General features: G+C 61.0%; 18 protein-coding genes, 2 pseudogenes and 1 riboswitch. Of the genes and pseudogenes, 7 read left to right on the top strand and 13 right to left on the bottom strand.

Going from position 1 to position 22,832, the window contains the following annotated elements; genetic code table 11:
* Positions 1-54 precede the first annotated feature (54 nt).
* The 3 genes from A5483_RS00835 to A5483_RS12195 are packed head-to-tail and all read left to right on the top strand — an operon-like array spanning position 55 to position 2,851.
* Positions 55-1,257 (top strand): recombinase family protein, encoded by a 1,203-nt coding sequence (locus tag A5483_RS00835; RefSeq protein ID WP_002548057.1) that lies wholly within the window; start codon positions 55-57, stop codon positions 1,255-1,257.
* The gene (locus A5483_RS12200) at positions 1,254-2,087 is read left to right on the top strand and encodes a recombinase family protein (protein ID WP_008598638.1); all 834 of its coding nucleotides are present in this window, start codon (positions 1,254-1,256) and stop codon (positions 2,085-2,087) included. Before A5483_RS00835 ends, A5483_RS12200 begins: the two co-directional genes overlap by 4 nt.
* Complete coding sequence (locus tag A5483_RS12195) at positions 2,084-2,851, top strand: recombinase zinc ribbon domain-containing protein (protein ID WP_002519877.1); 768 nt, start codon at positions 2,084-2,086, stop codon at positions 2,849-2,851. Before A5483_RS12200 ends, A5483_RS12195 begins: the two co-directional genes overlap by 4 nt.
* Here A5483_RS12195 and A5483_RS00820 read toward each other — a convergent pair.
* The 10 genes and pseudogenes from A5483_RS00820 to A5483_RS11770 form a co-directional block, all read right to left on the bottom strand.
* A complete protein-coding gene (locus tag A5483_RS00820) occupies positions 2,819-4,516 on the bottom strand; it encodes an ABC-F family ATP-binding cassette domain-containing protein (RefSeq protein WP_063810736.1) in 1,698 nt (565 codons plus the stop codon). The two genes, A5483_RS12195 and A5483_RS00820, sit on opposite strands and share 33 nt — an antisense overlap.
* 196 nt (positions 4,517-4,712) lie before the next feature.
* On the bottom strand, positions 4,713-5,051 hold the full coding sequence (locus A5483_RS12580) for a hypothetical protein (RefSeq protein ID WP_002519875.1): 339 nt from the start codon (positions 5,049-5,051) through the stop codon (positions 4,713-4,715).
* A gap of 210 nt (positions 5,052-5,261) precedes the next feature.
* Positions 5,262-5,786, bottom strand: a complete 525-nt coding sequence (locus A5483_RS00810; RefSeq protein ID WP_063810735.1) for an EXLDI protein — start codon at positions 5,784-5,786, stop codon at positions 5,262-5,264.
* A 3-nt stretch (positions 5,787-5,789) separates the two neighbouring features.
* Complete coding sequence (locus A5483_RS00805; RefSeq protein ID WP_063810734.1) at positions 5,790-6,473, bottom strand: response regulator; 684 nt, start codon at positions 6,471-6,473, stop codon at positions 5,790-5,792.
* Positions 6,470-8,962: a sensor histidine kinase gene (locus tag A5483_RS00800; RefSeq protein ID WP_277619682.1), complete on the bottom strand. Its 2,493-nt coding sequence runs from the start codon at positions 8,960-8,962 to the stop codon at positions 6,470-6,472. Before A5483_RS00800 ends, A5483_RS00805 begins: the two co-directional genes overlap by 4 nt.
* A 40-nt stretch (positions 8,963-9,002) precedes the next feature.
* Positions 9,003-9,608 carry a potassium-transporting ATPase subunit KdpC gene (gene kdpC / locus A5483_RS00795; RefSeq protein WP_002519872.1) on the bottom strand — a complete coding sequence of 202 codons (606 nt, stop codon included), beginning with the start codon at positions 9,606-9,608 and terminating at the stop codon, positions 9,003-9,005.
* 12 nt (positions 9,609-9,620) lie between these two features.
* Positions 9,621-11,735, bottom strand: coding sequence for a potassium-transporting ATPase subunit KdpB (gene kdpB / locus A5483_RS00790; RefSeq protein WP_063810732.1), 2,115 nt, complete (start codon positions 11,733-11,735; stop codon positions 9,621-9,623).
* Between the two features lie 2 nt (positions 11,736-11,737).
* Positions 11,738-13,411, bottom strand: coding sequence for a potassium-transporting ATPase subunit KdpA (gene kdpA / locus A5483_RS00785; protein WP_063810731.1), 1,674 nt, complete (start codon positions 13,409-13,411; stop codon positions 11,738-11,740).
* Positions 13,411-13,500: a potassium-transporting ATPase subunit F gene (locus tag A5483_RS00780; protein WP_042843186.1), complete on the bottom strand. Its 90-nt coding sequence runs from the start codon at positions 13,498-13,500 to the stop codon at positions 13,411-13,413. Before A5483_RS00780 ends, kdpA begins: the two co-directional genes overlap by 1 nt.
* A pseudogene (locus A5483_RS11770) lies at positions 13,497-13,689 on the bottom strand (hypothetical protein). The gene A5483_RS00780 and the pseudogene A5483_RS11770 overlap by 4 nt, the downstream one beginning before the upstream one ends.
* 284 nt (positions 13,690-13,973) lie before the next feature.
* Here A5483_RS11770 and A5483_RS00770 point away from each other — a divergent pair.
* Positions 13,974-14,933: an endonuclease domain-containing protein gene (locus A5483_RS00770; protein ID WP_063810730.1), complete on the top strand. Its 960-nt coding sequence runs from the start codon at positions 13,974-13,976 to the stop codon at positions 14,931-14,933.
* Positions 14,934-15,185: 252 nt separating this feature from the next.
* Here the strand turns inward: A5483_RS00770 and A5483_RS00765 are convergent, their stop codons facing one another.
* The 3 genes from A5483_RS00765 to A5483_RS00755 form a co-directional block, all read right to left on the bottom strand.
* On the bottom strand, positions 15,186-15,848 hold the full coding sequence (locus tag A5483_RS00765) for a thiamine phosphate synthase (protein ID WP_002550230.1): 663 nt from the start codon (positions 15,846-15,848) through the stop codon (positions 15,186-15,188).
* Positions 15,845-16,615 carry a hydroxyethylthiazole kinase gene (gene thiM / locus A5483_RS00760; RefSeq protein ID WP_063810729.1) on the bottom strand — a complete coding sequence of 257 codons (771 nt, stop codon included), beginning with the start codon at positions 16,613-16,615 and terminating at the stop codon, positions 15,845-15,847. The genes A5483_RS00765 and thiM overlap by 4 nt, the downstream gene beginning before the upstream one ends.
* A gap of 199 nt (positions 16,616-16,814) precedes the next feature.
* Entirely contained in the window at positions 16,815-18,398 is a 1,584-nt protein-coding gene (locus A5483_RS00755; RefSeq protein ID WP_153023060.1) for a bifunctional hydroxymethylpyrimidine kinase/phosphomethylpyrimidine kinase, read from the bottom strand.
* Positions 18,381-18,475: riboswitch (TPP riboswitch) on the bottom strand. (Overlaps the previous gene by 18 nt.)
* Positions 18,476-18,652: 177 nt before the next feature.
* On the opposite strand from A5483_RS00755, the pseudogene A5483_RS00750 reads away from it, so the two are divergent.
* The 3 genes and pseudogenes from A5483_RS00750 (at position 18,653) to A5483_RS00740 (ending at position 22,803) form a co-directional block, all read left to right on the top strand.
* Positions 18,653-20,436, top strand: a pseudogene (locus A5483_RS00750) (oleate hydratase).
* Between the two features lie 45 nt (positions 20,437-20,481).
* Positions 20,482-21,261 carry an AIR synthase related protein gene (locus A5483_RS00745; RefSeq protein ID WP_002550144.1) on the top strand — a complete coding sequence of 260 codons (780 nt, stop codon included), beginning with the start codon at positions 20,482-20,484 and terminating at the stop codon, positions 21,259-21,261.
* Between the two features lie 429 nt (positions 21,262-21,690).
* Positions 21,691-22,803 (top strand): ABC transporter substrate-binding protein, encoded by a 1,113-nt coding sequence (locus A5483_RS00740; RefSeq protein WP_063810929.1) that lies wholly within the window; start codon positions 21,691-21,693, stop codon positions 22,801-22,803.
* The last annotated feature ends 29 nt before the right edge of the window (positions 22,804-22,832 follow it).

Here is a 22,832-nt window from a genome sequence, read left to right as displayed (position 1 = left end):
CGTAGATGGATACAACCAAAACACCTGTCGCCATAGAAGAAAGAGAAGCAGGGAGTGACCTCGCGTAGTTTTCGAGTTATCCCACCTAGACCCGCCACGCCACGTCGGCTACGAGTAGCAGGGTATGCGCGGGTATCGACCGAGCACGAACGCCAGCTATCTTCGATTGCCGCCCAGGTGTCGTACTACTCTCATCTGATTCAATCCACCCCTGGTTGGGACTATGCAGGCGTGTTCATCGACGAAGGCATCACCGGCACCAGTACCGTCCGTCGAGAGGGGTTCCAGACCATGATGGCCGCCGCCCGCTCCGGCGACATCGACATGATTTTGACGAAGTCGATATCCAGGCTGACTCGCAACACCGTCGACCTGCTCGATGCCGTCCGCGAACTCAAAATCCTCGGCGTCTCAGTGCGTTTCGAGCGTGAACAGATCGATACCGCGACCGCTGACGGTGAACTCCTGCTGACCCTGCTGGCATCGTTTGCGCAGGAGGAATCTCGATCCATGTCGAAGAATGTTAAATGGGGGATAAGGAAGAAATACGCCGACGGGCTCATGCATTCGCGCCAACCCTACGGCTACCAATACGTGGGTAGTGACTTGGCTATCATCGAGACTGAAGCCAAGATCATCAGTCAGTTGAATGCTGAAGGGGTCAAGCCTAGGCGGGGAGCCAAGTTTCGCGGTAAGACGATCCGCAAATGGCTCGAAAATGAAATCTACACCGGCCGCGTAATCCTGCAAAAGTATTACCGGCCAAACGTTGCAGAATTGAACTGCCATACCAACACCGGCGAGCTGCCACGCTACCTCGTCGACGAATCCCACCCGCCCATCATCGACCAGACCACGTTCGGCGCCGTCCAGGCCGAGCTCGCCCGGCGCAGACATCTCGGACGTGGAGCCACGCCGTCAGCTAGAACGACCGGGCTCACCTCTCGGATTGAATGCTCTGTCTGTAGCAGGTTTTATCACCGCCGCACCAAGACACGCCGCCACACGTCCTACAAGTTTTGGTGGTGCGAAACCGCCACCAAAGGTAAAGGCAATCCCTGCCAGGCACCACAAATCCGAGAAACCCATCTCACCCAGATCTGCACCCGCGTGCTTGGCCTCGACGACTGGGACGACGAGTATGCGCTGACGCGCCTCGTGAAAATCGTTGTCAATCCCGATCGTACGCTCACCATCCACACCATTAGCGGCGAAGTGCCAGTGGCGGTGAGCCTGGACGAGGAAAGTGCGATATGACCACCAAGCAGATTCGGAACAAGCGTGTCACCGCGATCCCAGCCACAAAAATACCCGGACACACCACGGTGCAGGGTACTCGGCGTCGGCGCAGGGTAGCGGCCTACGCGCGGGTATCCACCGAGATGGAAGAACAAGCCTCCTCCTACGAGGCACAAATCGACTACTACACGAGCCACATCCAATCCCGCACAGAGTGGGAATTCGCAGGCATGTACGCCGACGAAGGCATCACTGGCACCAGCACCAAACACCGTGAAGGCTTCAAAACCATGATCGCCGACACCCTCGCCGGAAAAATCGATTTGATCCTCACCAAGAGCGTGTCCCGGTTCGCCCGCAACACCGTCGACACCCTCATCCACGTCCGCCAGCTCAAAGACAAAGGCGTAGAGGTCTACTTCGAAAAAGAAAACATCTGGACACTCGATTCCAAAGGCGAACTACTCATCACCATCATGTCCAGCCTCACCCAAGAAGAATCCCGCTCCATTTCCGAGAATGTCACCTGGGACCACCGTAAACGCTTCGCCGACGGGAAAATCATGGTGCCCTACGCGTCCCTGCTCGGCTACAAGAAAGGCGAAGACGGCAACCTCGCCATCGACGAAACCCAAGCACCAACCGTCCGTCGTATTTATGCCCGCTTCCTCGAAGGCGCAACCCCACAAACCATCGCCAAAGAATTCACATCCGATGGCATCCCCACCCCGCGTGGCAAACAAATCTGGTCGCCCTCCACTGTGCGGTCGATCCTTGCCAACGAGAAATACAAAGGCGACGCGCTGCTGCAAAAGAGCTTCACCACCGACTTCCTAACCAAACCATGAAAATCAACGAAGGCGAAGTACCCCAGTACTACGTCACCAGCAACCACGAACCCATCATTGATCCCGTCACCTGGGACACCGTCCAAGCAGAACTCGCCCGCCGCGCAGGCAAAGGCACCTCCAACACCCACCCCTTCGCCAACACGATCACCTGCTCCGATTGCGGCGGGAGGTTTGGGCGGAAAGTCTGGCACTCCACCAGCAAATACCGCCGCTACATCTGGCGCTGCAACAACAAATACAACAAGGATCATCACTGCGCGACACCCCACGTCACCGAAGACCAGATCAAAGACGCCTTCGTCGCAGCCCTGGCTAAGCGGGTCACCGGCAACGACGTGCTCGATGACACCATGCGCCTGCTCGACGAAACCGTCTACGACACCCGCGAGCTCGAAACCAAGCAGGCCACGCTGGGGGAGCGGATCGAAGAAACCATCACGCTGATGAACCAACTCATCACCCCGCAGCCACGACCGCCCACGACCCTGACGACTACGACCGCCGTTACCACGAGCTTGAAGATCGGCACCACCAACTTGAGGCCGAGCATCAACGGATCAGCGACCAGATCGACGATCTGCGCCACCGCCGAGCACAAGCAATCGAAGTACGCGACTACCTTGCCACCCAACCACCACTCGAATACTCCGACCAAGCCTGGAACACCCTCGTCGATCACACCACCGTCAACCACGACGGCGCTATCAAACTCACACTCAAGGACGGCACTACCACGGCTCGAACCGGCTCTTAACGAGTAAGAGGGGATTCGGTGATCCGGGCGCTGGATCTGTGGGGCATAATTCGATTTGTGTTCCCTGCCAGTGGTTGATAAGCCAGCGGTCGTGACTGGCGATGATGAGTGTGCCGTTCCATTGGCCTAGCGCGTCCTCTAGTTCTTCAAGCGTGGCGAGGTCGAGGTAGTTGGTTGGTTCGTCAATGACAAGAATCTCGGGTTTCTGCGCCACGGCTAACGCGATCTGGGCTCGACGCTGGTTTCCATCTGAAAGTTGGCCGACTGGGGTGGCCCACATGGATGGGTGGAGTATTCCCGTGCCAAGTTCTCTGATCCCGTCTTTCCAATGTTCTGGGTGAAAGTAGGAATCTCCTGTGCGTGGTAGGCGCTGTGGGACGTAAGCAAGCCGCCCGCTGACAGAGATAGTGCCGCTGGCTTCGGATCTAGGGTCGATTGTTGTTTTCCCACTAGCAAGCCAATTCAAGAGCGTGGTTTTCCCCGCTCCATTCGGGCCAGTCAGTATTAAATGTTCCCCCGTGGCAAGGTCGAACGTGATTGGGAGAAGCCTGCCTGGAATGAAGGCGCTTCGTGCCGTGACGGCTAACCCGCCACGCGAGCCGACTGGTGGAAGGTTGAGCTTAAGTTGGTAGTTGCGGGGTTTTCGCACCTCATGTTCAGCAAGATCGTGTAAGCGTTGATCGTCGTTACGCGTGCGTCGCAGCGCGGTCTTTTCTGCCCGGTCAGAGAAGAACTTACGTGCCATGCCCTGCGCCTTCGCTAATTTCACTCCACCACGAGCGATATCTTCGCTGCGACGGCGATGACTTCGAATCGCGCGTTTTTCAGATTGCTGGGTGGCGTGAAGCTTTTGATGCTCCATGCGGGCGTGTTGTTTGGCGCCAAGATAATCACTATAGGCGCCAGTGCACCGGTACACGCCAGACACAGCCTCTCCTTCAGCTGTGGCCAAAGCCTGCCACGGGGCAATATCGAGGTCATAGATGACCGTGGCTGTCTCTTCAATAAACGCACGATTATGACTGGCCATGAGCACTGGCCCCGGCCAATCTGTTATTTGCTGGATCAGAAAGCCTACGGCTTCGTCATCAAGATGATTGGTGGGTTCATCCAAGACCAGAGTTACTGGTCTGACCATAATGATGCCTGCCAGTTCGAGCCGCACTGCCTGGCCAGGGGAGAGTGAGCCGAGTGCGCGCTGTCGACCGCGTCCGGTCAGCTGGCCTAGACCTAAACCGGCTAACACTTCATCGATTCGAGCTTCGAGCGACCATACGTCGGCCAGAGTAAGACTGGTGAGTATGTGATCGTACTCTTTAGCGAGACTCGCTGAACTTTGGGCAGCCGATAGTTGCTTCGTCACGTGGTCGAAGCGAGTGAGCAACTCCCATGGGCCAGCCAACACGTCGTCCAGATAGTCCTGAACTGTGCCAGTGGCGTCACGAACATAAGGGAAGCGACAAGAACCTGCATCTCCTGCATCACTGATGGCGATATGTCCTCGATCCGGGGTTAGCTCTCCTCGTATCAGGCGCAGGAGAGTGGTTTTGCCAGAGCCATTAGGCCCCACAAGTACTGCGCGCTCGCTATCGCCAACGCTGAATGAAACGTTATCCAAGAGTGGCTGAGCGGAAAATGAAAAAGAAAGATTGATTACCTCGATAGCAGACATATTGATCCCCAAAACCGTCGAAACATTTGGACGCTTCTCGGCGTAGCCGAACGGAGATCACAGCACCATCGGAATTAACACACTCCCAGAAATTGGAACGGACGCTGTCGCGTAACTATCCTTTACCATACCGAACACGCTGCTGGTAGTCAACCAGAACTCACCCGGCGCTCCTGTCAGGATGCAATGCACCCACCTAGCCCCTCCGTGCACCCACCCAGATCCTTGTATCAAAATGAACGTCTAAGTAACCCCACGCACAAGGCTCGAACCCCTTAGTTTCGATTCGGGCCTTGTTGCCGTTCTGGGCCCAGGTGAGGGCGTTGGCGTTGATCTGAGGGTCGAGGAGCATTTCGAAAGGTCGGTTGTTCTCGACGCGGAGTTGGTCGTCTTCGTCGATGTAGATCTTGATGAAGAAGGCTTGGTTGCAAAGGCGTCGGTTGGCGTTTCGCAGCGTTCGTAGACTTCGGCGTCGGTCAGAAATGTTAAGCCATCTCAAGTGAGCGGACAGACTGACCCCGAGAGTCCACAACACAGGGTTCCGGTGGCCGCTTCGATGCCCGGTAAACCCCTCGCGACAAGCGAGAACACGCGGTTCGTGCAGCCGAGCCACAGTTCAAACTCTCTGCATAGTAGGTCCACTGATCGGTGACGAAACGCTTCTGACGAGCGAAAACAGTCAAACGTGGTAGCCGGCAGATGGACGACCACTACCTCTCAGGCCACCGCTCAAGCCCCCTACGTGTTAAATGTCCAGAACCTCATAGGGTGCGACGTGCAGCGCTGAGTCGACCCGTTCTGCAAGTTCACCATCGGCCGCTCGCAACTCATCCAAATTCGCAAAAACTTTAAGCGTACGATCTCCGACCGTCCAGAATTCCTTGTCCCACGTTTCTGGATGCGACCAAAGATCTTCCTTGCCTCCGGCCCAGCTTGGCAGAGCACGACGCACCTTCGACACCACGGCAAATTGCTTCCTGGCAGTCGCGTAGACGGTATCAATGCGACAGCCCTGCTCGTGGTCTCGTTGCACCTTGACCAACCGACGCCCCATGAACGAGACACGGTGATCGATCCCGTCAGTACGCAGATCTACCTCAACCTGCTCGGCCCCTCCCCTCATCAGCTTGCGACGTTTCACGTACTCGCGCAGAGCTTCGCTCACTGCAGGTGAAAACCCTCCTGCAAGCTCGGCTGCTTCTTGGAACAGGTTTTGGTCTTCGTCGGAGACATACACGTTTCTAGTGGGCATGTGCATTATTATATGCATATATCAGGGGTCAAGCACCAACCGGTACCCCATTCCGGCATCAGTGATGAGATACCGCGGCCTACTCGGCTCGGGCTCCAGCTTCTTGCGCAACTGGGAAATGTAGAGCCTCAGGTAGCCGGTGTCGGTGACGTGCTCGGAGCCCCAGACCTGACTCAGCATGGTCTGACGAGTCACCAGCCGACCTTCATTACGGATGAGCAGCTCCAGCACCCGCCACTCGGTCGGCGTCAGCCTGACATTGGCCCCGTCACGGGTCACGGTGTGCGCAGCCAGATCCACCCACACCGACCCGAAAGCGACGATTGGTTCCTCATCTCCCTCGTCCTGGCCGATACGCCTTGTCAAAACGCGGATACGGGCAAGCAACTCATCCATCGAGAATGGTTTGGTGACGTAGTCGTCAGCCCCAGCGTCAAGGGCTTCCACCTTCTCGGCCGACCCGGATCGTCCCGAGATCACCAGGATCGGCGCCGACGACCAGCCGCGCACCGCCTCAATGACCTTTACCCCGTCGAGACGCGGCATTCCGAGATCCAGCAAAATGATGTCCGGCTTGTGATCGATGGCCATCTCCAAGGCGTGCTGCCCATCACGCGCCAACAAGACCTCGTATCCCCTAGCTCTCAAAGTGATCCGCAAGGCTCGCAGGAACTGCGGGTCGTCATCAGCGATAAGAATTCTCATTGCGCACTTGCCTCCTCATCCCCTACTCGGGGCAAGCTGATCACCATCGTCAGTCCCCCACCGGGAGTGTCCTCCAAGGCCAGGGTGCCGTCCATTCCCTCGACGAACCCCTTCGACAGCGCCAGGCCAAGCCCCAGCCCTACGCTGGAATCCGTATCACCTAGCCGCTGGAAAGGCACCATGACATCGTCACGGCGGTCCTCCGGAATGCCCGGGCCATGATCGATAACCCGAATCTCCACCTGGTTGGCGAAGCTGCTCTCCGCCAACCGCACCCGACTGCCTGCCGGCTCATAGCGCAGCGCATTCGACAGCAGGTTGACGACGACTCGCTGCAACAAGGCCGGGTCAGCGATCATCTCGGGGACGTCAGAACCCAGATCAATCTCCACATCGGCCGGCCCCAGGGACAACTCGTCCAACGCCGGCATGATGACCTCCGCCGGGTCTACCGCCATCACCGAGACCCCCAGCACCCCCGACTGCAACCGGGAGACGTCGAGAAGGTCGGTGACCAGATTCGCCAACTGCGACAACGCCTCATCAGCGGTTTCCAACAAATCGGCACGATCCTGGTCAGAAAGCTTCGACCACTCGCTGCGCAGCCCAGACACAGCCGCGGTGGCAGCCGCCAGGGGGCGACGCAGGTCGTGACCGACCGCTGACAACAACGCCGTGCGCACCCGGTCGGTGGCCGCTAACGGCTCCACCGCCTTCGCCGTCTCCTCCAGCTGATGCTGCTCCAAGGCTGTCCCCAACTGGGCGGCGATGACCGACATCAGCCGACGCTCCGAGGCGTCCGGCTCCGGGCCGTGGAATTCCACCACGCTATGGTCGTCGATGCGATGCTCCGTGACTTGATCACTCGTTGTACCCCAATTTGCCACAACCTTTCCGTCGGTCATCAATCGCGCCCCAGATAGCCCGAAAGCCTCAGTCGCCCTGGACAACAACGACTCAACGGCGTCCTCGCCGCGCAGCACCAAACCGGCCACCGACTGCAACAGTCCCGACTCAGCGGCGGCGCGTCGAGCCACCCGGGTCTTACGGGCAGCGCGATCGACAACAACACTCACCAGGGCCGCGGTGAGCAGGTACAGCAACAGTGCCACCAGGTGTAACGGTTCGTTGACGGTGACGGTGTAGAAAGGTTTGGTGAAAAAATAGTCCAGCGCAAAACCCGAGGCCAGAGCCGCAATGAGCGACGAAAATGCCCCACCTACCAAGGCCACCACGACGGCCAGCAACTCGTAAGCCAGCACATCGGTCGTCAGCGCCTCCGGGCTACGCGACGACACCAACAGCCACGTCAAGAGTGGCCCGAGCACCGCCAGCACAGCGAAACCAGCGATCCGACGCCGCGTCGACAACGACCCACCCATCCGCGGCAAACGTAGCGCCTTCGCCTGGGCGTCATGACTGACGATGTGAACGTCGATAGCACCGGAAGCCCGGATGATGTCTGCCTCGACGTCGTGTCCGGTCAACAGCCGCGAGAGTTTGCCACGCCGACTAGCCCCGATGACGAGCTGGGTGGCGTTGACCGACTTCGCGAACTCGATGAGAGTCTCGGGGATGTCATCGCCAACGAGCTGGTGGAAGGACCCTCCTAGCTTGTCCACCAACCCTCGTTGCCGGGCTAGTTCCCCCGGATGCGGGGAGCGCAGCCCGTCCTCGGTGGTGACGTGCACCGCCAGCAACTCTCCGCCACCGGCTCGAACCGCGATCCGGGCACCGCGTCGCAGCAGGGTTTCGCCCTCCCGACCCCCTGTCAGGGCGACGACTACCCGTTCACGGGCTTCCCAACGGGAGTCGATGCCGTGCTCGCTACGGTAGTCGACCAGCGCGTGATCGACCTCGTCGGCCACCCACAACAAGGCCAACTCACGCAGGGCGGTGAGATTGCCGAGCCGGAAGTAGTTTGACAAGGCCGCGTCGATCCGCTCGGCCGGATACACCTTGCCGCTCGACAACCGGTCGCGCAGGGCCTGCGGGGCGAGGTCGACGACCTCCACCTGGCTGGCCCTGCGCAGCACGGTGTCCGGGACAGTCTCGCGCTGTGGTACCCCAGTGATTTGCTCAACGACGTCGTTGAGGGACTCGATGTGCTGGATGTTGACCGTCGAGATGACGTCAATCCCGGCCTCCAGAAGCTCCTCAACGTCCTGCCAACGCTTCTCATTACGGGACCCGGGGGCGTTGGTGTGGGCAAGTTCGTCGACGAGGGCGACGTCAGGGTGCTGGGCCAGCACCCCGTCAAGATCCATCTCCGGCAGCTCAATGCCACGGCACTCGACGTAGTGCCGCGGGATGACCTCCATCCCCTCGGTCATTGCCGCAGTAGCTGCCCGGCCGTGAGTCTCAACAACGGCGATAACGACATCAGACCCCCCGGCGCGCAGGTGCTTGCCCTCGTCAAGCATGGCGTAGGTCTTGCCGACGCCCGGTGCCGCGCCCAGCAGCACCCGCAACCTTCCCCGAACAGCCACCGCGTCCTCCTAGGCCATGATTACCCGACCGTCAGCACCGTCAGTGCTGGCGATCCAGTTCGGCATTGAGCGTCACGACGTTGACCTTAGTCTCACCGAGGAACCCGAGTTGGCGTCCCGTGGTGTTATCGTCAACGATCCGCCGTACGACGGCCTTGTCGAGATGACGAGCCTTCGCCACCCGAGCGATCTGGATATTGGCGTATTCGGGGCTGATATGTGGGTCCAGACCCGACGACGACGCCGTCACAGCATCAGCGGGTACCCGGTCAGCATCGACGTGGTTGAAGGCCGCCACCTGGCTGCGACGCTCCTTGATGGCCTTCGCCAGGTCCGGGTTTTCCGGGCCCATGTTGGAACCGCCCGAGGACCCGGCATCGTAACCGTCGTCACCGGCAGCCGAGGGACGCGGCTGGAAGTACTTCGGCAACGGCCTTCCACCCTTGTCGGTGAAGGACTGGCCGATGAGGGTCGAGCCGACCACCTTGCCGTTGACCTCCAACTGCGAGCCGTTGGCTTGGTGATGGAGCATCAACTGGCCCAGCCCAGTCATAAGGCCGGTGTACACGACGCCGACGATAACAGTAAACAGCAGCATCGAGCGCAACCCGACGAGGACGGTGCGAGTCCTAGAGGAGATGATCATGATGAACTCCGATCAGAAGCCGGGAATGAGACGGATAATCAGGTCGATAAGCCAGATGCCGATGAACGGCGCAACAACACCGCCCAACCCGTAGATGCGCAGGTTCCGTGCGAGGATTTTCGACGCCCCGGCGGGCTTGTATGCCACGCCTTTGAGGGCCAGCGGAACCAAAATAACGATGATGATGGCGTTAAAGATGATCGCCGAGAGCACCGCTGACGCTGGGGAATGCAAACCCATAATGTTGAGGGCCGACAGACCCGGGTAGGTCGCCATGAAGATCGCTGGGATGATCGCAAAATACTTGGCAATATCGTTGGCGATCGAGAAGGTCGTCAGGGCACCGCGCGTGATGAGTAGTTGCTTGCCGATTCCGACAATGCTGATGAGCTTCGTCGGGTCGGAGTCAAGGTCCACCATGTTGCCGGCCTCCTTAGCAGCCGAGGTGCCGGTGTTCATCGCGACGCCGACGTCCGCCTGGGCCAGAGCCGGGGCATCGTTGGTGCCGTCACCGGTCATCGCGACCATCCGGCCACCCTCCTGCTCCTTGCGGATGTAGGCGAGCTTGTCCTCCGGGGTGGCCTCGGCGAGGAAATCGTCCACGCCAGCCTCCTTGGCAATGGCGGCTGCGGTCAGCGGGTTGTCTCCGGTCACCATGACGGTGCGGATGCCCATTCGACGCAGCTCAGCAAACCGGTCGGTTAGACCCTCCTTGACGATGTCCTTGAGGTGAACGACGCCGAGCACCTTGCCCGAGTGGTCGGGGGTGCGTACCGCCACGACGAGCGGAGTACCACCGGACTGGGACACCGAGTCGACCCGGCGATCCATGTGCGCCAGCGTGTCGATGTCCATATTGATGTGGGACTCCGTCAGCCAGGCGCGTACAGCGGATCCAGCACCTTTACGGATCTCGGTGCCGTCAGGAAGGTCGATGCCCGACATTCTGGTCTGTGCGGTGAAGGGAACGACCTCCCCCTGCTCGCCGTAGGCATCAGGAGAAAAGCCCTGCTCGCGGGCCAGATCGACGATGGAGGTGCCCTCCGGAGTCGGGTCGGCCAGTGAGGACCGGGCGGCCGCGTCACGAATCTCTGCGTCGCTGACACCCGGCATCGGGAGGAACTCGCTGGCACGACGGTTTCCGTAGGTGATGGTGCCAGTCTTGTCGAGCAGAAGGGTCGTTACATCACCGGCAGCCTCCACCGCGCGTCCAGACATCGCCAACACGTTGTGCTGCACTAGACGGTCCATACCCGCGATGCCGATAGCCGACAGGAGAGCGCCGATCGTCGTCGGGACGAGGCAAACCAACAGCGCCACCAATACCGTGATACTCACCGGCTTAGCGGCCAAGGATGCGATCGGGTTGAGGGTCAGAGTAACGAGGACGAAGACGATCGAGAGGCTCGCCAACAAAATATTGAGGGCAATCTCGTTGGGGGTCTTCTGACGTCCGGAGCCCTCAACCAAAGCGATCATACGGTCGACGAAACTCTGCCCGGGCTTCGAGGTGATTTTGACGACGATGCGGTCCGAAAGCACTGTCGTGCCGCCGGTGACGGCAGATCGGTCACCGCCGGACTCACGCACCACAGGGGCTGACTCGCCGGTGATGGCCGATTCGTCGACCGAAGCGATGCCCCAGACGATGTCCCCATCACCCGGGATCGTCTGGCCCGCCGCCACAACGACGACGTCGCCATACTTGAGCTCCGAGGAGACGACCTCGGTTGTCGCGGTGCGCTCAGCGGACGGATCGTTCCGCTCGTCCCAGCCGTCGACGCGAATCGCACTGGTGGCGGTGCGGGTCTTGCGCAGGGTCTCGGCCTGGGCCTTGCCGCGACCCTCAGCAATCGACTCGGCAAGATTGGCAAAGATGACAGTCAACCACAGCCACACCGCGATGACCGCGGAAAAGCCGATGGAGACGCCGCCGTCGGTGTCACCAGTGAGCAGCTCCAGAGCAGCAATAATGGTTGTCAGGGCTGCACCAACCCACACTAGAAACATGACCGGGTTGCGCCACTGGGAGCGCGGGTCGAGTTTGCGGATGGCACCGGGCAGGGCCTGACGCACCTGAGCCCCGGTGAGACCGTGAGAACGCGAATTCGAGGGGATGACGGTCATGATCAGATCAATCCTTCGGCCAGCGGTCCGAGCGTGAGGACCGGGAAGAAGACAAGCGCTGTGACGAGGATGGCGGTGAACACGATCAGGGTGGTGAACAGTGCGTTGTGAGTGGGAAGGGTGCCAGCGGTGACCGGCACTGGGTCGCGTTCAACCAAAGCACCCGACAGAGCCAGGATGAGGATGATCGGTACGAAGCGTCCGAGGAGCATAACCACACCGAGAGCGGCACACATCCAATTCGTCGAGGCGTCCAAACCAGCGAAGGCCGAACCATTGTTGTTGGCAGCTGAGGTGAAGGCGTACACCAACTCGGACAGCCCGTGCTCACCCGGATTAGCGATCGAGGTATGGACGACACTACTACGTATGCCTGGGACAGCCAGGCTCAGGGATACACCGCACAGCACCAGGGCTGGCATGACGAGGATGTACAGGGCAGACAGCTTCATCTCGCGCGGGCCGATCTTCTTGCCGAGGTATTCCGGCGTACGACCGACCAGAAGCCCGGCAATGAAGACCGCGATGACCGCAACAACGAGCATGCCATACAGGCCAGTTCCCACACCGCCAGGGCTAACTTCGCCGAGCATCATGTTCAGCATGGTGAACATGCCTCCGATAGCGGTAAAGGAGTCGTGCATCGAGTCAACTGCGCCGGTGGAAGTCATCGTCGTCGAGTTAGCGAACAGGACCGACTGGGCCAGTCCAAACCGCTGCTCCTTGCCCTCCATCGCGGCTCCCGCTAGGCGTGCGGCAGTACCGTGGCCGGAGAATTCGGCGGCGGCCATGGCAAATAGGTTGATGGTGAACAAGACGACCATCGCAGCGAGTATTGCCCTACCCTGCCGCACATCTTCCACCATCTTCCCGAAGGTGCGAGGCAGCGAGAATGGGATGAGCAGGATGAGGAAGATCTCGAGCATGTTCGTCCACGGCTGCGGATTCTCGAAGGGGTGGGACGAGTTGCCGTTAAAGAAGCCGCCACCATTGGTGCCAAGCTCTTTGATGGCCTCCTGAGAGGCGACGGGGCCGCCCGGGATGACCTGATCTCCGCCAGCCACACCAGTCACGTGCAGGAACCCGGTGAAGTTCTGGACCGCGCCACCAGCGATAAGCAGGAAAGCCGCGGCTGCGGCAGTCGGCATGAGAATGCGCAGCGTGCAACGGGTGAGATCTACCCAGAAGTTGCCGATGGTGTGCTTCCCGCGGCCGACGAATCCGCGCACCAGCGCAACCGCAACGGCAATACCGGTGGCGGCGGAGACGAAATTCTGCACGCACAGGCCGACGAACTGGACGAAGTGCCCGAGGGTCGCCTCCGGGGAGTAGGCCTGCCAGTTGGTGTTCGTGACGAAAGAGATTGCGGTGTTGAAGGAAACTGCCGGATTTACCGATCGCTTGCCCAACGACCATGGCAGCCACGGCTGAAGACGTTGCAGGGCGTAAAGGAAGACGACACCGCACAAGCTGAAGGCCAATACCGCGCGAGCATACGACTTCCACGTCTGACCGGCGCGAGGGTTGACCCCCATGATGCGGTAGCACCAGCTCTCGATCCTCGTGTCCTCATCAGAGGTGAAGACACGGGCCATGTAGGCGCCCAGGTGATGTTGGGCGATACCGAGCGCGATAGCGAGCAGAGCCAGACTCGCCAGGAAATAGAACCACGTCATCAGAAACGCTCCGGGCGGATAAGGGCGATCACGAGGTACACAACGGCGGATATACCGAGGATGGCGGCCACCAGATTGAGGATGGTCATAGCGCATCGACTCCCTTCACGCACAGGGCAAGCAAGATGAACAAGGCGATGACACCGAGCAGCCAGATGACGTCGAGCATGACAGGCTCCTTGACGATGACCCGGGTTTTCCGGGGGTGCCGGTTGTGGCACCACCACCCATCGAAACCGTGTGACCAGGGCGTTGTCGCGCTTCCCTACGGATCCCATATGGGGGTGTGCCAGATCCTGACGTTTTCCTAACATCGCCGGTCCGAATTGGCTCCGGGAGCGTGTCACCCCGGTCGCTCTCTTCACGACCCCCACAGTGGCCCTCCCCTCCTCCAGCCTGGCTGTGGCGATCGGGGCTACAACTGCCCGTGGTGCCATCCTGCGTGGTTGGGGTGAGGGTGGGCCGCGAATTATCCACAGCCAGGTCGGGTGGCCTGAGCTGGGTCGTCCACAGGTTTGGAAAAGCATGGCGCATCTGCGAGTCCACGCCGATAACTGTGGACATGAGGGAAAATCTTGAACTAGAGCTGCGCCACAACGGCGGGGCGGCGCGCATTGTCCGTGACAGCCCATTGCGGGGGCAGGCTGACCGAGCCGTCGCCCGAGGCGATGCAGCACGAGTCCTGCCGGGAGTGGTGGCCGCGACCGGGGTTGCCCGCCACGTCACTACGTTGATCCAGGCGCTGCAGTTGTGGCACCGCGACGCGACACTGGTCGGCATGGCCGCCCTGGTATTACTCGGGCTGGAAAATCCGGTCACTCAGCGGCGCTGGGACTACACCGGCATCAAGACCATCGAGGCGTTCTCACCCACCCGCCGCCTGACACGACCCCGTATCTGGGTACATCGCTGGCACGTGCCCCACGACTTCACCACCGAAGATGCCGGGGTACAGGTCGCGATTCCGGAGGTATCGGTGATCATCCTGGCGATCCAAGGTCAGTGGGACTGGGTGTGCCAGGCCCTGCGCCAACGCCTAGTGACCCCGGCCTCATGTCGGGCAGCTCGCAAAGCCCTCACCGGCCGCTACTCGAAATCCGAAGTCGACCGTGCGCTAGCCGACATCGACCTGAACCCCTGGTCAATCCCCGAACTGGAATTGACGCGGATCCTACGGGCAGCCGGGATTACTGGTCATAGGCCAAACCACGAAGTATGGGTTGGTGAGGAGAATTATCACTATTTCCTGGATCAAGCGTTCCAGGCTGAAATGGTGGATGTGGAGATGGAAGGCCGCTCGGTCCACGGCACCCCGGAGGGGTATGAGGCGATGATGTTGCGTTCGGCCCATCTGGAGCAGGCCGGGTGGAGGATCTTGCACACCACCCCGACGATGCTGCGGCGCGATCCGAAGTTCGTACTCGACTGGATTATCAATCACTTGCACAAACGCCACCGCCCCAAGACCACGTTCACCAACCAGGTTCTGCGCCAGATCATGAATGGCGCCATACCGACGTAAAACCTGCTGACCTCTCTAGCTAGATGACAGGTGGTTATGCCCAGTTGTGGAAATCGGGGTTATGACCGCACGACCTGCAACACCACCAGGCATCTCTGATGATCACGACCCGTATCACCACACGGAGGTAGCAGGGGAAGAGGTCGCAAGGGAAAGGACAGAGATACCGGCAGCAAAGTCACAGCTTCGCAAAGTAAGGCGGGACCGCCATCTGCCACCCTGACAGGGGAAAACTTCAACCCACGAAACCGCTTAGGAGCCTGAACTGACCCGGACTTCATCGAAGGCCTGCACAACCTGCCGCACCACTGCAGCGGGATCAGCAGAGGCCATGATGGCCCGCACCATCGCGATGCCCGCCACACCGGTAGCTGCCAGCGCAGGGACATCCGCCACCTGGACATCACCGATGGCCACAATCGGCAGGCTGCTCGCCGCTACTAAGGCCGGATACCCCTGAACGCCGAGGGGGGAGCGGCCCGATTCCTTGGTCGGGGTAGGTCGGAAGGGCCCGGCGCCCACATAGTCGAGTGCATCGGCGAACAGCTCGGCCGATCTCACCAGGTCCAAGGTCCCCGTCGTGTAACCAACAATCGCGTCGGGGCCCAGCATCGCCCGCGTGTCACGTACCGGGAGATCCTGCGATCCGACGTGCACCCCGTGGACGTTCCCTTGCGCCCGCATGGCTGCCCAGGCGACATCGGCGCGATCATCTACAACCACCCGGGTCGCGGGATTCGCCCTACGAACCGCTTCGCCAACCTGCAAAACCAGGCTAAGCAGGTCGCGAGTGGACAATTCCTTGGCCCGCACCTGCACCATTCCGGCGCCCGCCCCAGCGGCTAACGCGGCCGTCTCGACGGTGTGGCGATCGCTCCCCGATGTCACTAAATAGCACCGCAGGTCTAGGGTCATCTCGCCTCCTCTTTTCCAGTTGTCGCCGCTTCGTCAAGGGCGTCAAGTAACTGCACCCGAAAACTTCCGGGTCCGCCAGCACGCGCTGCCGCGATCTCCCCGGCTACGTCGAGCCACGTCACGGCCGCCACCGCGGCTTCAACTGCGTCATCGGCTGTCACGAGGCACCCCGCAGCCAAAGCGCCTAGCAGGCATCCGGTCCCTGTCACCCGCGCCATCATCGGATGTCCGCGCGCGATTCTCTCAGCCACCCCATCAGCGGTTACGACGATATCTGTCGGCCCCGAGACCACCACGACTCCCCCGGTGCGGCGCGCCACCTCGATGGCCGCATCGGCGGCGTGTTGTGGGGTGTCAGCAGAATCGGCTCCGCGTCCACCTTTTCCGCCGGCGAGGGCGAGGACCTCTGAGGCGTTCCCTTTAACGATGTCAGGCCTAGCATCAAGGAGCTCTCGGGCCATCCGGGTACGCACCGGGGCCAGCCCGATGGCCGTCGGGTCAAGCACCCACGGGGTTTCCTCGGGACGCGCGGCAACGGTGGCCGGGATGCCGGCCATCCCGTCGGTGGAGAGGGTTCCCAGATTCACCAACAATGCGTCCGCAGCCGTGACGATGACCGGCGCCTCTTCCAGGGTCTCGGTCATCATGGGACGCAGCCCTGCCGCCAACAAGCCGTCGGCCACCAGCGACATGCTGACAGTGGCGGTGAGGCAATGGACCATCACAGCCCGGCGACGCACCGCTGCAGCAACCTCGTCAACCGTCATGCCGCCCTCGCCACATCGTTGATGTCGGTATCTCGCCCGTCGATAATTGCAGTCCTAGGGCCGCCAGGCGAAGGGAGACGTGGATGTTGCCGATGACAAACCCACGAAGCAGCGCGCCTCTCACCGGGCATTGATGTTCCTGCTGGGGTCCGAGGCGTAGCAAACACAGGTGCGGTCATGTGGATCCTTGACGAGCCAGTCAGACCCGCAAGGCCTGATCGAAGAATTCCAACTCGTGGCGGCAGGCGGTCAGGTAGGCGTGGGCAGCGCGGGCCCGACCGACCGGGGAGGCGTTCTCGAAGGCTTTTTCTACCACGCTGATGGTGTGTGACGTCCCCTCGACGAACTCTGGGTCTCCGTAGGTCTGCAGCCATGAGGCATAAGGGTGGTCCTCGGGAACATGCGGAACCTTGGCACCCAGGTGCGCATAAAGCCAGAAGCAGGGCAGCACCGCTGCCGTACCGACAACGTAGTCATCACCTAGCGTCCGGGCTAATAGGAAATCCGTGTAGGCCATGGTCACCGGCCCCGCGATCGCCTCGCCGCGGTCCCCCAGCCAGGAGCGGTGCAGTTCTGCTTCCTCGACAAGGCACGCCTGGAAGGACTGCGCCCACCACACCGACTCTTCCGGATCGACAGCACGAGCCGCCAAGGACGCCAAGGCTCGTGAGTAGTAGGTGAGGTACTGAGCGTCTTGCCCCAGGTAGAATTCGAAGGCCGATTTCGACAGGGTGCCGTCGACGAGAGCGGCAACGAAGTTAGCGTCCTCGATGCGACGCGCGATGTCCCCGCTTGCTTGCCACAGGGCTGTCGTCCATGGCCCGCCTGGGGCAACGACCGCCTCCGGTACAGGCTCAGCCGATCCAACCAAGTCTTCTGGAGACTCCAATGGGTCGATTGGCGCGAGCCACGCCACCGCTGAGGCATCCTCGGCCAGCCGACGTGCCCGATGAGAATGGTCCACTGGGCCGTGGCCTTTACCGACGTTCAGCGCCGACCCGTACTGAATCGCCTCGTGTAGCCAGTCGGTGACCCACACCAGAGCGTTCCCTGGGGTATCACCAGCACCCAACCGGGTCGCCAGTGCCGACGACAGCGAGCATCCAGTGCCGTGGGTGTTGGTCGTCTCCACTCGCGCTGCCGGGGCGGTGTACGTCGTCCCGTCTGGTGTCACCCACACGTTGTCGACTCGCTGCGAATCCAGATGGCCGGTTTTGACGACGACGGCCGTTCCCGTCTCAGCCGCCCACCGCCGAGCCTGCTCCACTGCCTGTTCCTGAGTCGTCGCCGGGTCACTTTGGCACAGCACCGCAAGCTCTGAAGTATTCGGGGTGATGACGGTCGCGCGGCGACAAAACTCGCGCATGGCTGCTTCGGCGTCGGGGGCAAGGAGGCGGTCCCCGCTAGTGGCGACCATGACCGGATCGACAACAACCACCGGCGGTCGGTGCACGTCGAGGAAGGCCGCAACCGTGTCGACGATCTCAACGGTGCCGAGCATCCCCGTCTTGACGGCGTCGATCGTCACATCGTCGCTGATAGCTGACAGCTGCTGCTCCAGGAACTCGGTGGACGGGGTGTGGAGGGCCCGCACCCCCGTGGTGTTTTGGGCCACCAGGGAGGTGGCAACAGTCATCGCATATCCACCTGCTGCGGTGATCGACTTGGTGTCGGCTGCGGTGCCAGCGCCCCCGGACGGATCGGTTCCCGCAATCGATAGCACGCGGGGAATTGCCCCCCGCTCAGCAGCCGCGTCGGTGGTGGAAATAACCATCTTGGACATCCCTTCGCCAGTACGAACTAGATCAGGTTCCACGGGTGTGATCTCAGCGCCACCAAGGCGCACCCCGTGTCCAAGGACCAGTATGGCACCTTGCAGTGACAAGGACTCGTGCTCCGTTGCTGAGAACTGACGGCGCACCTTAAGAATTCCTGCAAAGGCTGGCGGCGAAGTTCCATTGCGCTGCGGCAGCGCTATCGTGGAGATGGTCGAGGTTCACCGAAGAACTTCCGGGAGAGTCGCGCGAGGAGTAAATCATGACGAACTTCCAACACATCTACCAACGCAGCTACCCGACCAGCCCTGATGGCAATGCGTACGTCCACAACGATCTGGGCACCTACACCCACAACCGACCCGTACCCCCGACGATGCTGCCGAGCGCAAGGCCTACATCGTCGGCTCGGGGATCGCGGCCCTGACCGCCGCCGCCTTCCTCATCCGCGACGGTCAGCTGCCCGGAGCTAACATCACCATCCTCGAGGAGCTCAAGGTCCCTGGCGGCGCTTTCGACGGCAACGGCGACACCGAGGCGGGCTTCATTGCCCGCGGCGGGCGCGAAATGGGCCAGCATTTTGAATGCTTCTGGGACATCATGCAGGACATTCCAGCTTTGGAGATGCCGGCTCCCTATTCGGTGCTTGACGAGTTCCGTATCGTGAACGAGAACGATCCCAACATCAACCGGTGCCGGATCATTAATAATTGCGGTCACAAGCGCGACGCCTCGAAAATGGGGCTCAATAAGAAAGGTCAGCTGGCGATCGTCAGGCTTCTGCTGGCCAAGGAGTCCGACACCTACTACAAGTCCATCGAGGACTGGTTCGACGAGGATTTCCTCCAGTCGACCTTCTACACCTTGTGGAAGACGATGTTCGCCTTCGAGCAGTGGCAGTCGCTAACCGAGCTCAAGCGCTACATGCATCGCTTCTTGCAGTATCTGCCCGGGTTCTCCGATCTGTCGTGCCTGAGATTCTCCAGGTACAACCAGTACGACTCGTTCGTCGTGCCACTTGTGCGCTGGTTGACCGATCAGGGGGTCAACTTCCAGTACGAGTCGCTGGTTTACGACGTCGACTTAGAGATCACTGCGCACCGCAAGATCGCCCGCGCCGTCTTGTACCGCGATGCCCAAGGCGGCAACCACCGCATCGAGATGACCCCCAAGGATCTGGTCTTCGTCACCAACGGCTCGCTCACTGAATGCACCGGCTACGGTGACATGGACCACGCTGCCCCTTACCACAAGGAGATGGAGGCCGGCTGGCAGTTATGGCGCAACCTGGTGAAACGTTCCCCAGTCTTTGGACGCCCGGATGTCTTCTGCGCCGATCCCGACAAGACGGTGTGGCAGTCGATCAGCTTCAACTTCATCGGACGCGACCACCCGTTCCTCAAGAAGATCAAGGAACTGACCGGCAATGATCCACTGTCGGGACGCACCGTCACCGGTGGCATCATCACAGCCGAGGACTCTTCGTGGTGCCTGTCGTTGACGATGAACCGCCAGCCGCAGTTCCACGGCCAGCCCGAGGACTGGGGGGTGGCTTGGGCCTACGGACTGTACCCCTTCGCGAAGGGTGACTGTGTGCACAAGCCGATGCTGGAGTGCACCGGCGAGGAATTACTCAAGGAATACTGCTACCACTTTGGCCTGCTCGACCAGTTCGAGGAGATCAAGGCTCGCACCAAGGTGCGCATTGCCACGATGCCCTACGTCACAGCCTTTTTCATGCCGCGTGGCAAGGGCGATCGGCCCGAGGTCATTCCCGATGGCTGCGTCAACCTCGCCTGCCTTGGGCAGTTTGTTGAAACCCCTGACGACTGCATCTTCACTACGGAGGGCTCGGCCCGCACCGCAATGATGGCCGTCTACGGGTTGCTCGACCTTGACCGTGACATTCCGCCCATCTGGCCAGCCCAATATGACATCCGCTCCCTGCTGGCTTCGGCGAAGACGCTGAACAACGGACGTCTGCCGGGTGGGTGGCTGTTGTCGAAGCTGTTGAAGAACACCTACTACGAGGACATCCTGCCGTGACGTCGTGACGATGCGGTTTCGGGGCGGTCGCGGTTGAATGAGACCGTGATCGCCCCGAACCATGTCCCCGCAATGAGATTGCCCGTCACTCGTCTGCGCGATCTGCTGGTGGCCGACGTTCCGGCCTCCCGTCTGGTCATCGCCTGCGACGCTATCGGCGGCATCGGATCGCGACCTGACGATCCCTATCCAGCTGACCCAGTGTGGTGTGCTCATCTGGGGGCGCGGGTGCCACTGCTGGAAGTACTGTGCGCCGGTGCACGTCCGCTCATCCTTGTCGACACTCTGTGTCAAGACCATGCATCTGCCCAGCCCATGATCGCCGAGTTCCAACGTTGTGCCACCGCAGCCGGGATCGACCCCGATGCGGTCACCGGGTCAACGGAGGATAACGTCGCCACGACCCAGACCGGCATCGGGGTGACGGTCATCGGTGTCATGCCGGACGGCGAGTTGCCGAAAGCCCAGGACAGTGACGCCGTGGTGTGCGTCGGAGCTCCGATCTCCGCTCCTGACGACGACGTCGCCCCTGGTAGGGATGAGATTGTAGACGTCGCGGAGGTTCGGGCACTGATGGCCTCGGGGAAGGTGCACGACTGCGTCCCGGTTGGGTCTCACGGGGTAGCGTGGGAGGCCGAGCAGCTGGCCGCCACGGCGGGGCTGCGCGTCGAATCCCAGCACACCGATGTCGACTTGACGCACTCTGGCGGGCCGTCGACTTGCCTCGTGCTGGCCTGTGCCCCCGGCGACGTCGAAGAGCTGCACGAATTGGTGGCCCCGCAGCGACCCTGGGAGGTCATCGGTTGTCTCAGTTCGGTGGTGTGAGACAGGAAGTGCCAGCACCCCGTTGGCGAACCCACATCCCAGCCCCCGCAACGCACCCCATGTGCATGGTGTTAATGTGCGATTGCCTCGAATCGGACTCGGTCCGAGGCACTCCACAGTGAGCGAAGTCGGTGCAAGTCCGACGCTCTCGCGCAACGGTGATGCCACCAGGCTCAGCCCGGTCGACTTGCTGCGGAGGGGCAGTGACGACTTTCGCCGCAGAGGTCCGCCGAGCACAAATGTGTGCTGGTCCTGCGGCATGACCGCAGGGAGAACCGCATGAGCATTCCGAAGACGGCGTCGAGAAGGATCTCGGCCCTCATCACCCTTCTCGTCGCCCCCAGCCTCGCTCTGGCCGGCTGTTCCGGTACCGGCTCCACTTCCGGGGAGGGGTCGGCGAAGACCTCATCGTCTGGCACCGGCGCCAATATGTCCGGGTGCATCCCGGCAGGATCTTTCAACAAGGACAAGGACTATTTCCCCGACAAGGTCACCTTTACCGGAGCCAAAGAGGTCAGCATCAGCTACCACAAGTCCTACAAGGTGATGACCTTCGGCAAGAAGGGCAAGATGGCGCAAACCTTGGTATTGCTGCAGTGCGGCGCGCCCAAGCCGTCGTTGACCGGCGACCTTGCCAAGGCCCAGATCGTCGACGTGCCGGTCAAGCGGGTCGCCGCCTCCTCGACCACCCAGATACCGGTCTTCCAAACCCTCAACTCCCTGGACACCATCGTCGGCGTCAACCAGCTCAAGCAGATCTACCGCGGCCCGGCTCGCGATACTTTGGAAGCCCGTAAGGTTGCCAGCTACGGGGCGGCTGGGATGAACACCGACCCGGAGAAGATCATCGCCCTTAAACCCAACATCGTGCTCGCCGCCAGCGCCGCAGTGGAGGGATTCAAACAGGTACAGTCTGCCAACATCCCCGTAATGCCGGACCTCGACTACCTCGAGTCCGACCCGCTGGCCCGCGCCGAATGGATGAAGGCCTACGGCGTGCTGCTCAACAAAGAGGCTCTGAGCGCCAAAGCTTTCGACGACATCACCAAGCGCTACGACGAGGTTGCGAAAACGGCTAAGGGTGGCACCTCCAGGCCTAGCGTCCTCGTCGGCCAGGAGACCAAAGGCCAGTGGTACGTTCCTGGCACCGATTCCTACATGATCCGGTTCATGTCCGACGCCGGGGCATCCGATGTCATGGGTGGGGCCGTCAAGAAGACCGGCGCCGTTCCCACCGACTCGGAGGTGGTTTTCAAATACGGCTCCAAGGCCGACTTCTGGCTCAACGGCAACTACATGTCTATGACGACGTGGAAAACCAAGGCGGACGCCCTGAAGCAAAACCCACGCTACGGCAACCTACTGGCCTTCCAGAAGGGAAAGGTTTGGAATCCGACCAAGCGCACCGCCCCCGACACCGGCAATGACTTTTGGCAATCCGGAGTCGTTCACCCCGACATTGTCCTCAAGGACCTCACGTACATCTTCCATCCCGACCTCATGCCCGGGTACACGCCGTACTACTACCAGAAGCTCGCCTGATCCCGCCGCGCACCACGGCTTCCCTTTGG

The organism is Cutibacterium namnetense, from assembly GCF_001642025.1.
Taxonomy (GTDB): Bacteria; Actinomycetota; Actinomycetes; order Propionibacteriales; family Propionibacteriaceae; genus Cutibacterium; species Cutibacterium namnetense.
Note: the sequence above shows the minus strand (reverse complement) of the source record. Positions and strands in the feature narration are given on the sequence as shown.

What these genes read in the sequence shown, in the direction of transcription:
- A5483_RS12200 (WP_008598638.1), top strand. Translation starts at nt 1,254, where the DNA reads ATGACCACCAAGCAGATTCGGAACAAGCGTGTCACCGCGATCCCAGCC.
- A5483_RS12195 (WP_002519877.1), top strand. Translation starts at nt 2,084, where the DNA reads ATGAAAATCAACGAAGGCGAAGTACCCCAGTACTACGTCACCAGCAAC.
- A5483_RS00820 (WP_063810736.1), bottom strand. Translation starts at nt 4,516, where the DNA reads ATGTCTGCTATCGAGGTAATCAATCTTTCTTTTTCATTTTCCGCTCAG.
- A5483_RS00810 (WP_063810735.1), bottom strand. Translation starts at nt 5,786, where the DNA reads ATGCATATAATAATGCACATGCCCACTAGAAACGTGTATGTCTCCGAC.
- A5483_RS00805 (WP_063810734.1), bottom strand. Translation starts at nt 6,473, where the DNA reads ATGAGAATTCTTATCGCTGATGACGACCCGCAGTTCCTGCGAGCCTTG.
- kdpC (WP_002519872.1), bottom strand. Translation starts at nt 9,608, where the DNA reads ATGATCATCTCCTCTAGGACTCGCACCGTCCTCGTCGGGTTGCGCTCG.
- kdpB (WP_063810732.1), bottom strand. Translation starts at nt 11,735, where the DNA reads ATGACCGTCATCCCCTCGAATTCGCGTTCTCACGGTCTCACCGGGGCT.
- kdpA (WP_063810731.1), bottom strand. Translation starts at nt 13,411, where the DNA reads ATGACGTGGTTCTATTTCCTGGCGAGTCTGGCTCTGCTCGCTATCGCG.
- A5483_RS00780 (WP_042843186.1), bottom strand. Translation starts at nt 13,500, where the DNA reads ATGACCATCCTCAATCTGGTGGCCGCCATCCTCGGTATATCCGCCGTT.
- A5483_RS00770 (WP_063810730.1), top strand. Translation starts at nt 13,974, where the DNA reads ATGAGGGAAAATCTTGAACTAGAGCTGCGCCACAACGGCGGGGCGGCG.
- A5483_RS00765 (WP_002550230.1), bottom strand. Translation starts at nt 15,848, where the DNA reads ATGACCCTAGACCTGCGGTGCTATTTAGTGACATCGGGGAGCGATCGC.
- thiM (WP_063810729.1), bottom strand. Translation starts at nt 16,615, where the DNA reads ATGACGGTTGACGAGGTTGCTGCAGCGGTGCGTCGCCGGGCTGTGATG.
- A5483_RS00755 (WP_153023060.1), bottom strand. Translation starts at nt 18,398, where the DNA reads ATGTCCAAGATGGTTATTTCCACCACCGACGCGGCTGCTGAGCGGGGG.
- A5483_RS00740 (WP_063810929.1), top strand. Translation starts at nt 21,691, where the DNA reads ATGTCCGGGTGCATCCCGGCAGGATCTTTCAACAAGGACAAGGACTAT.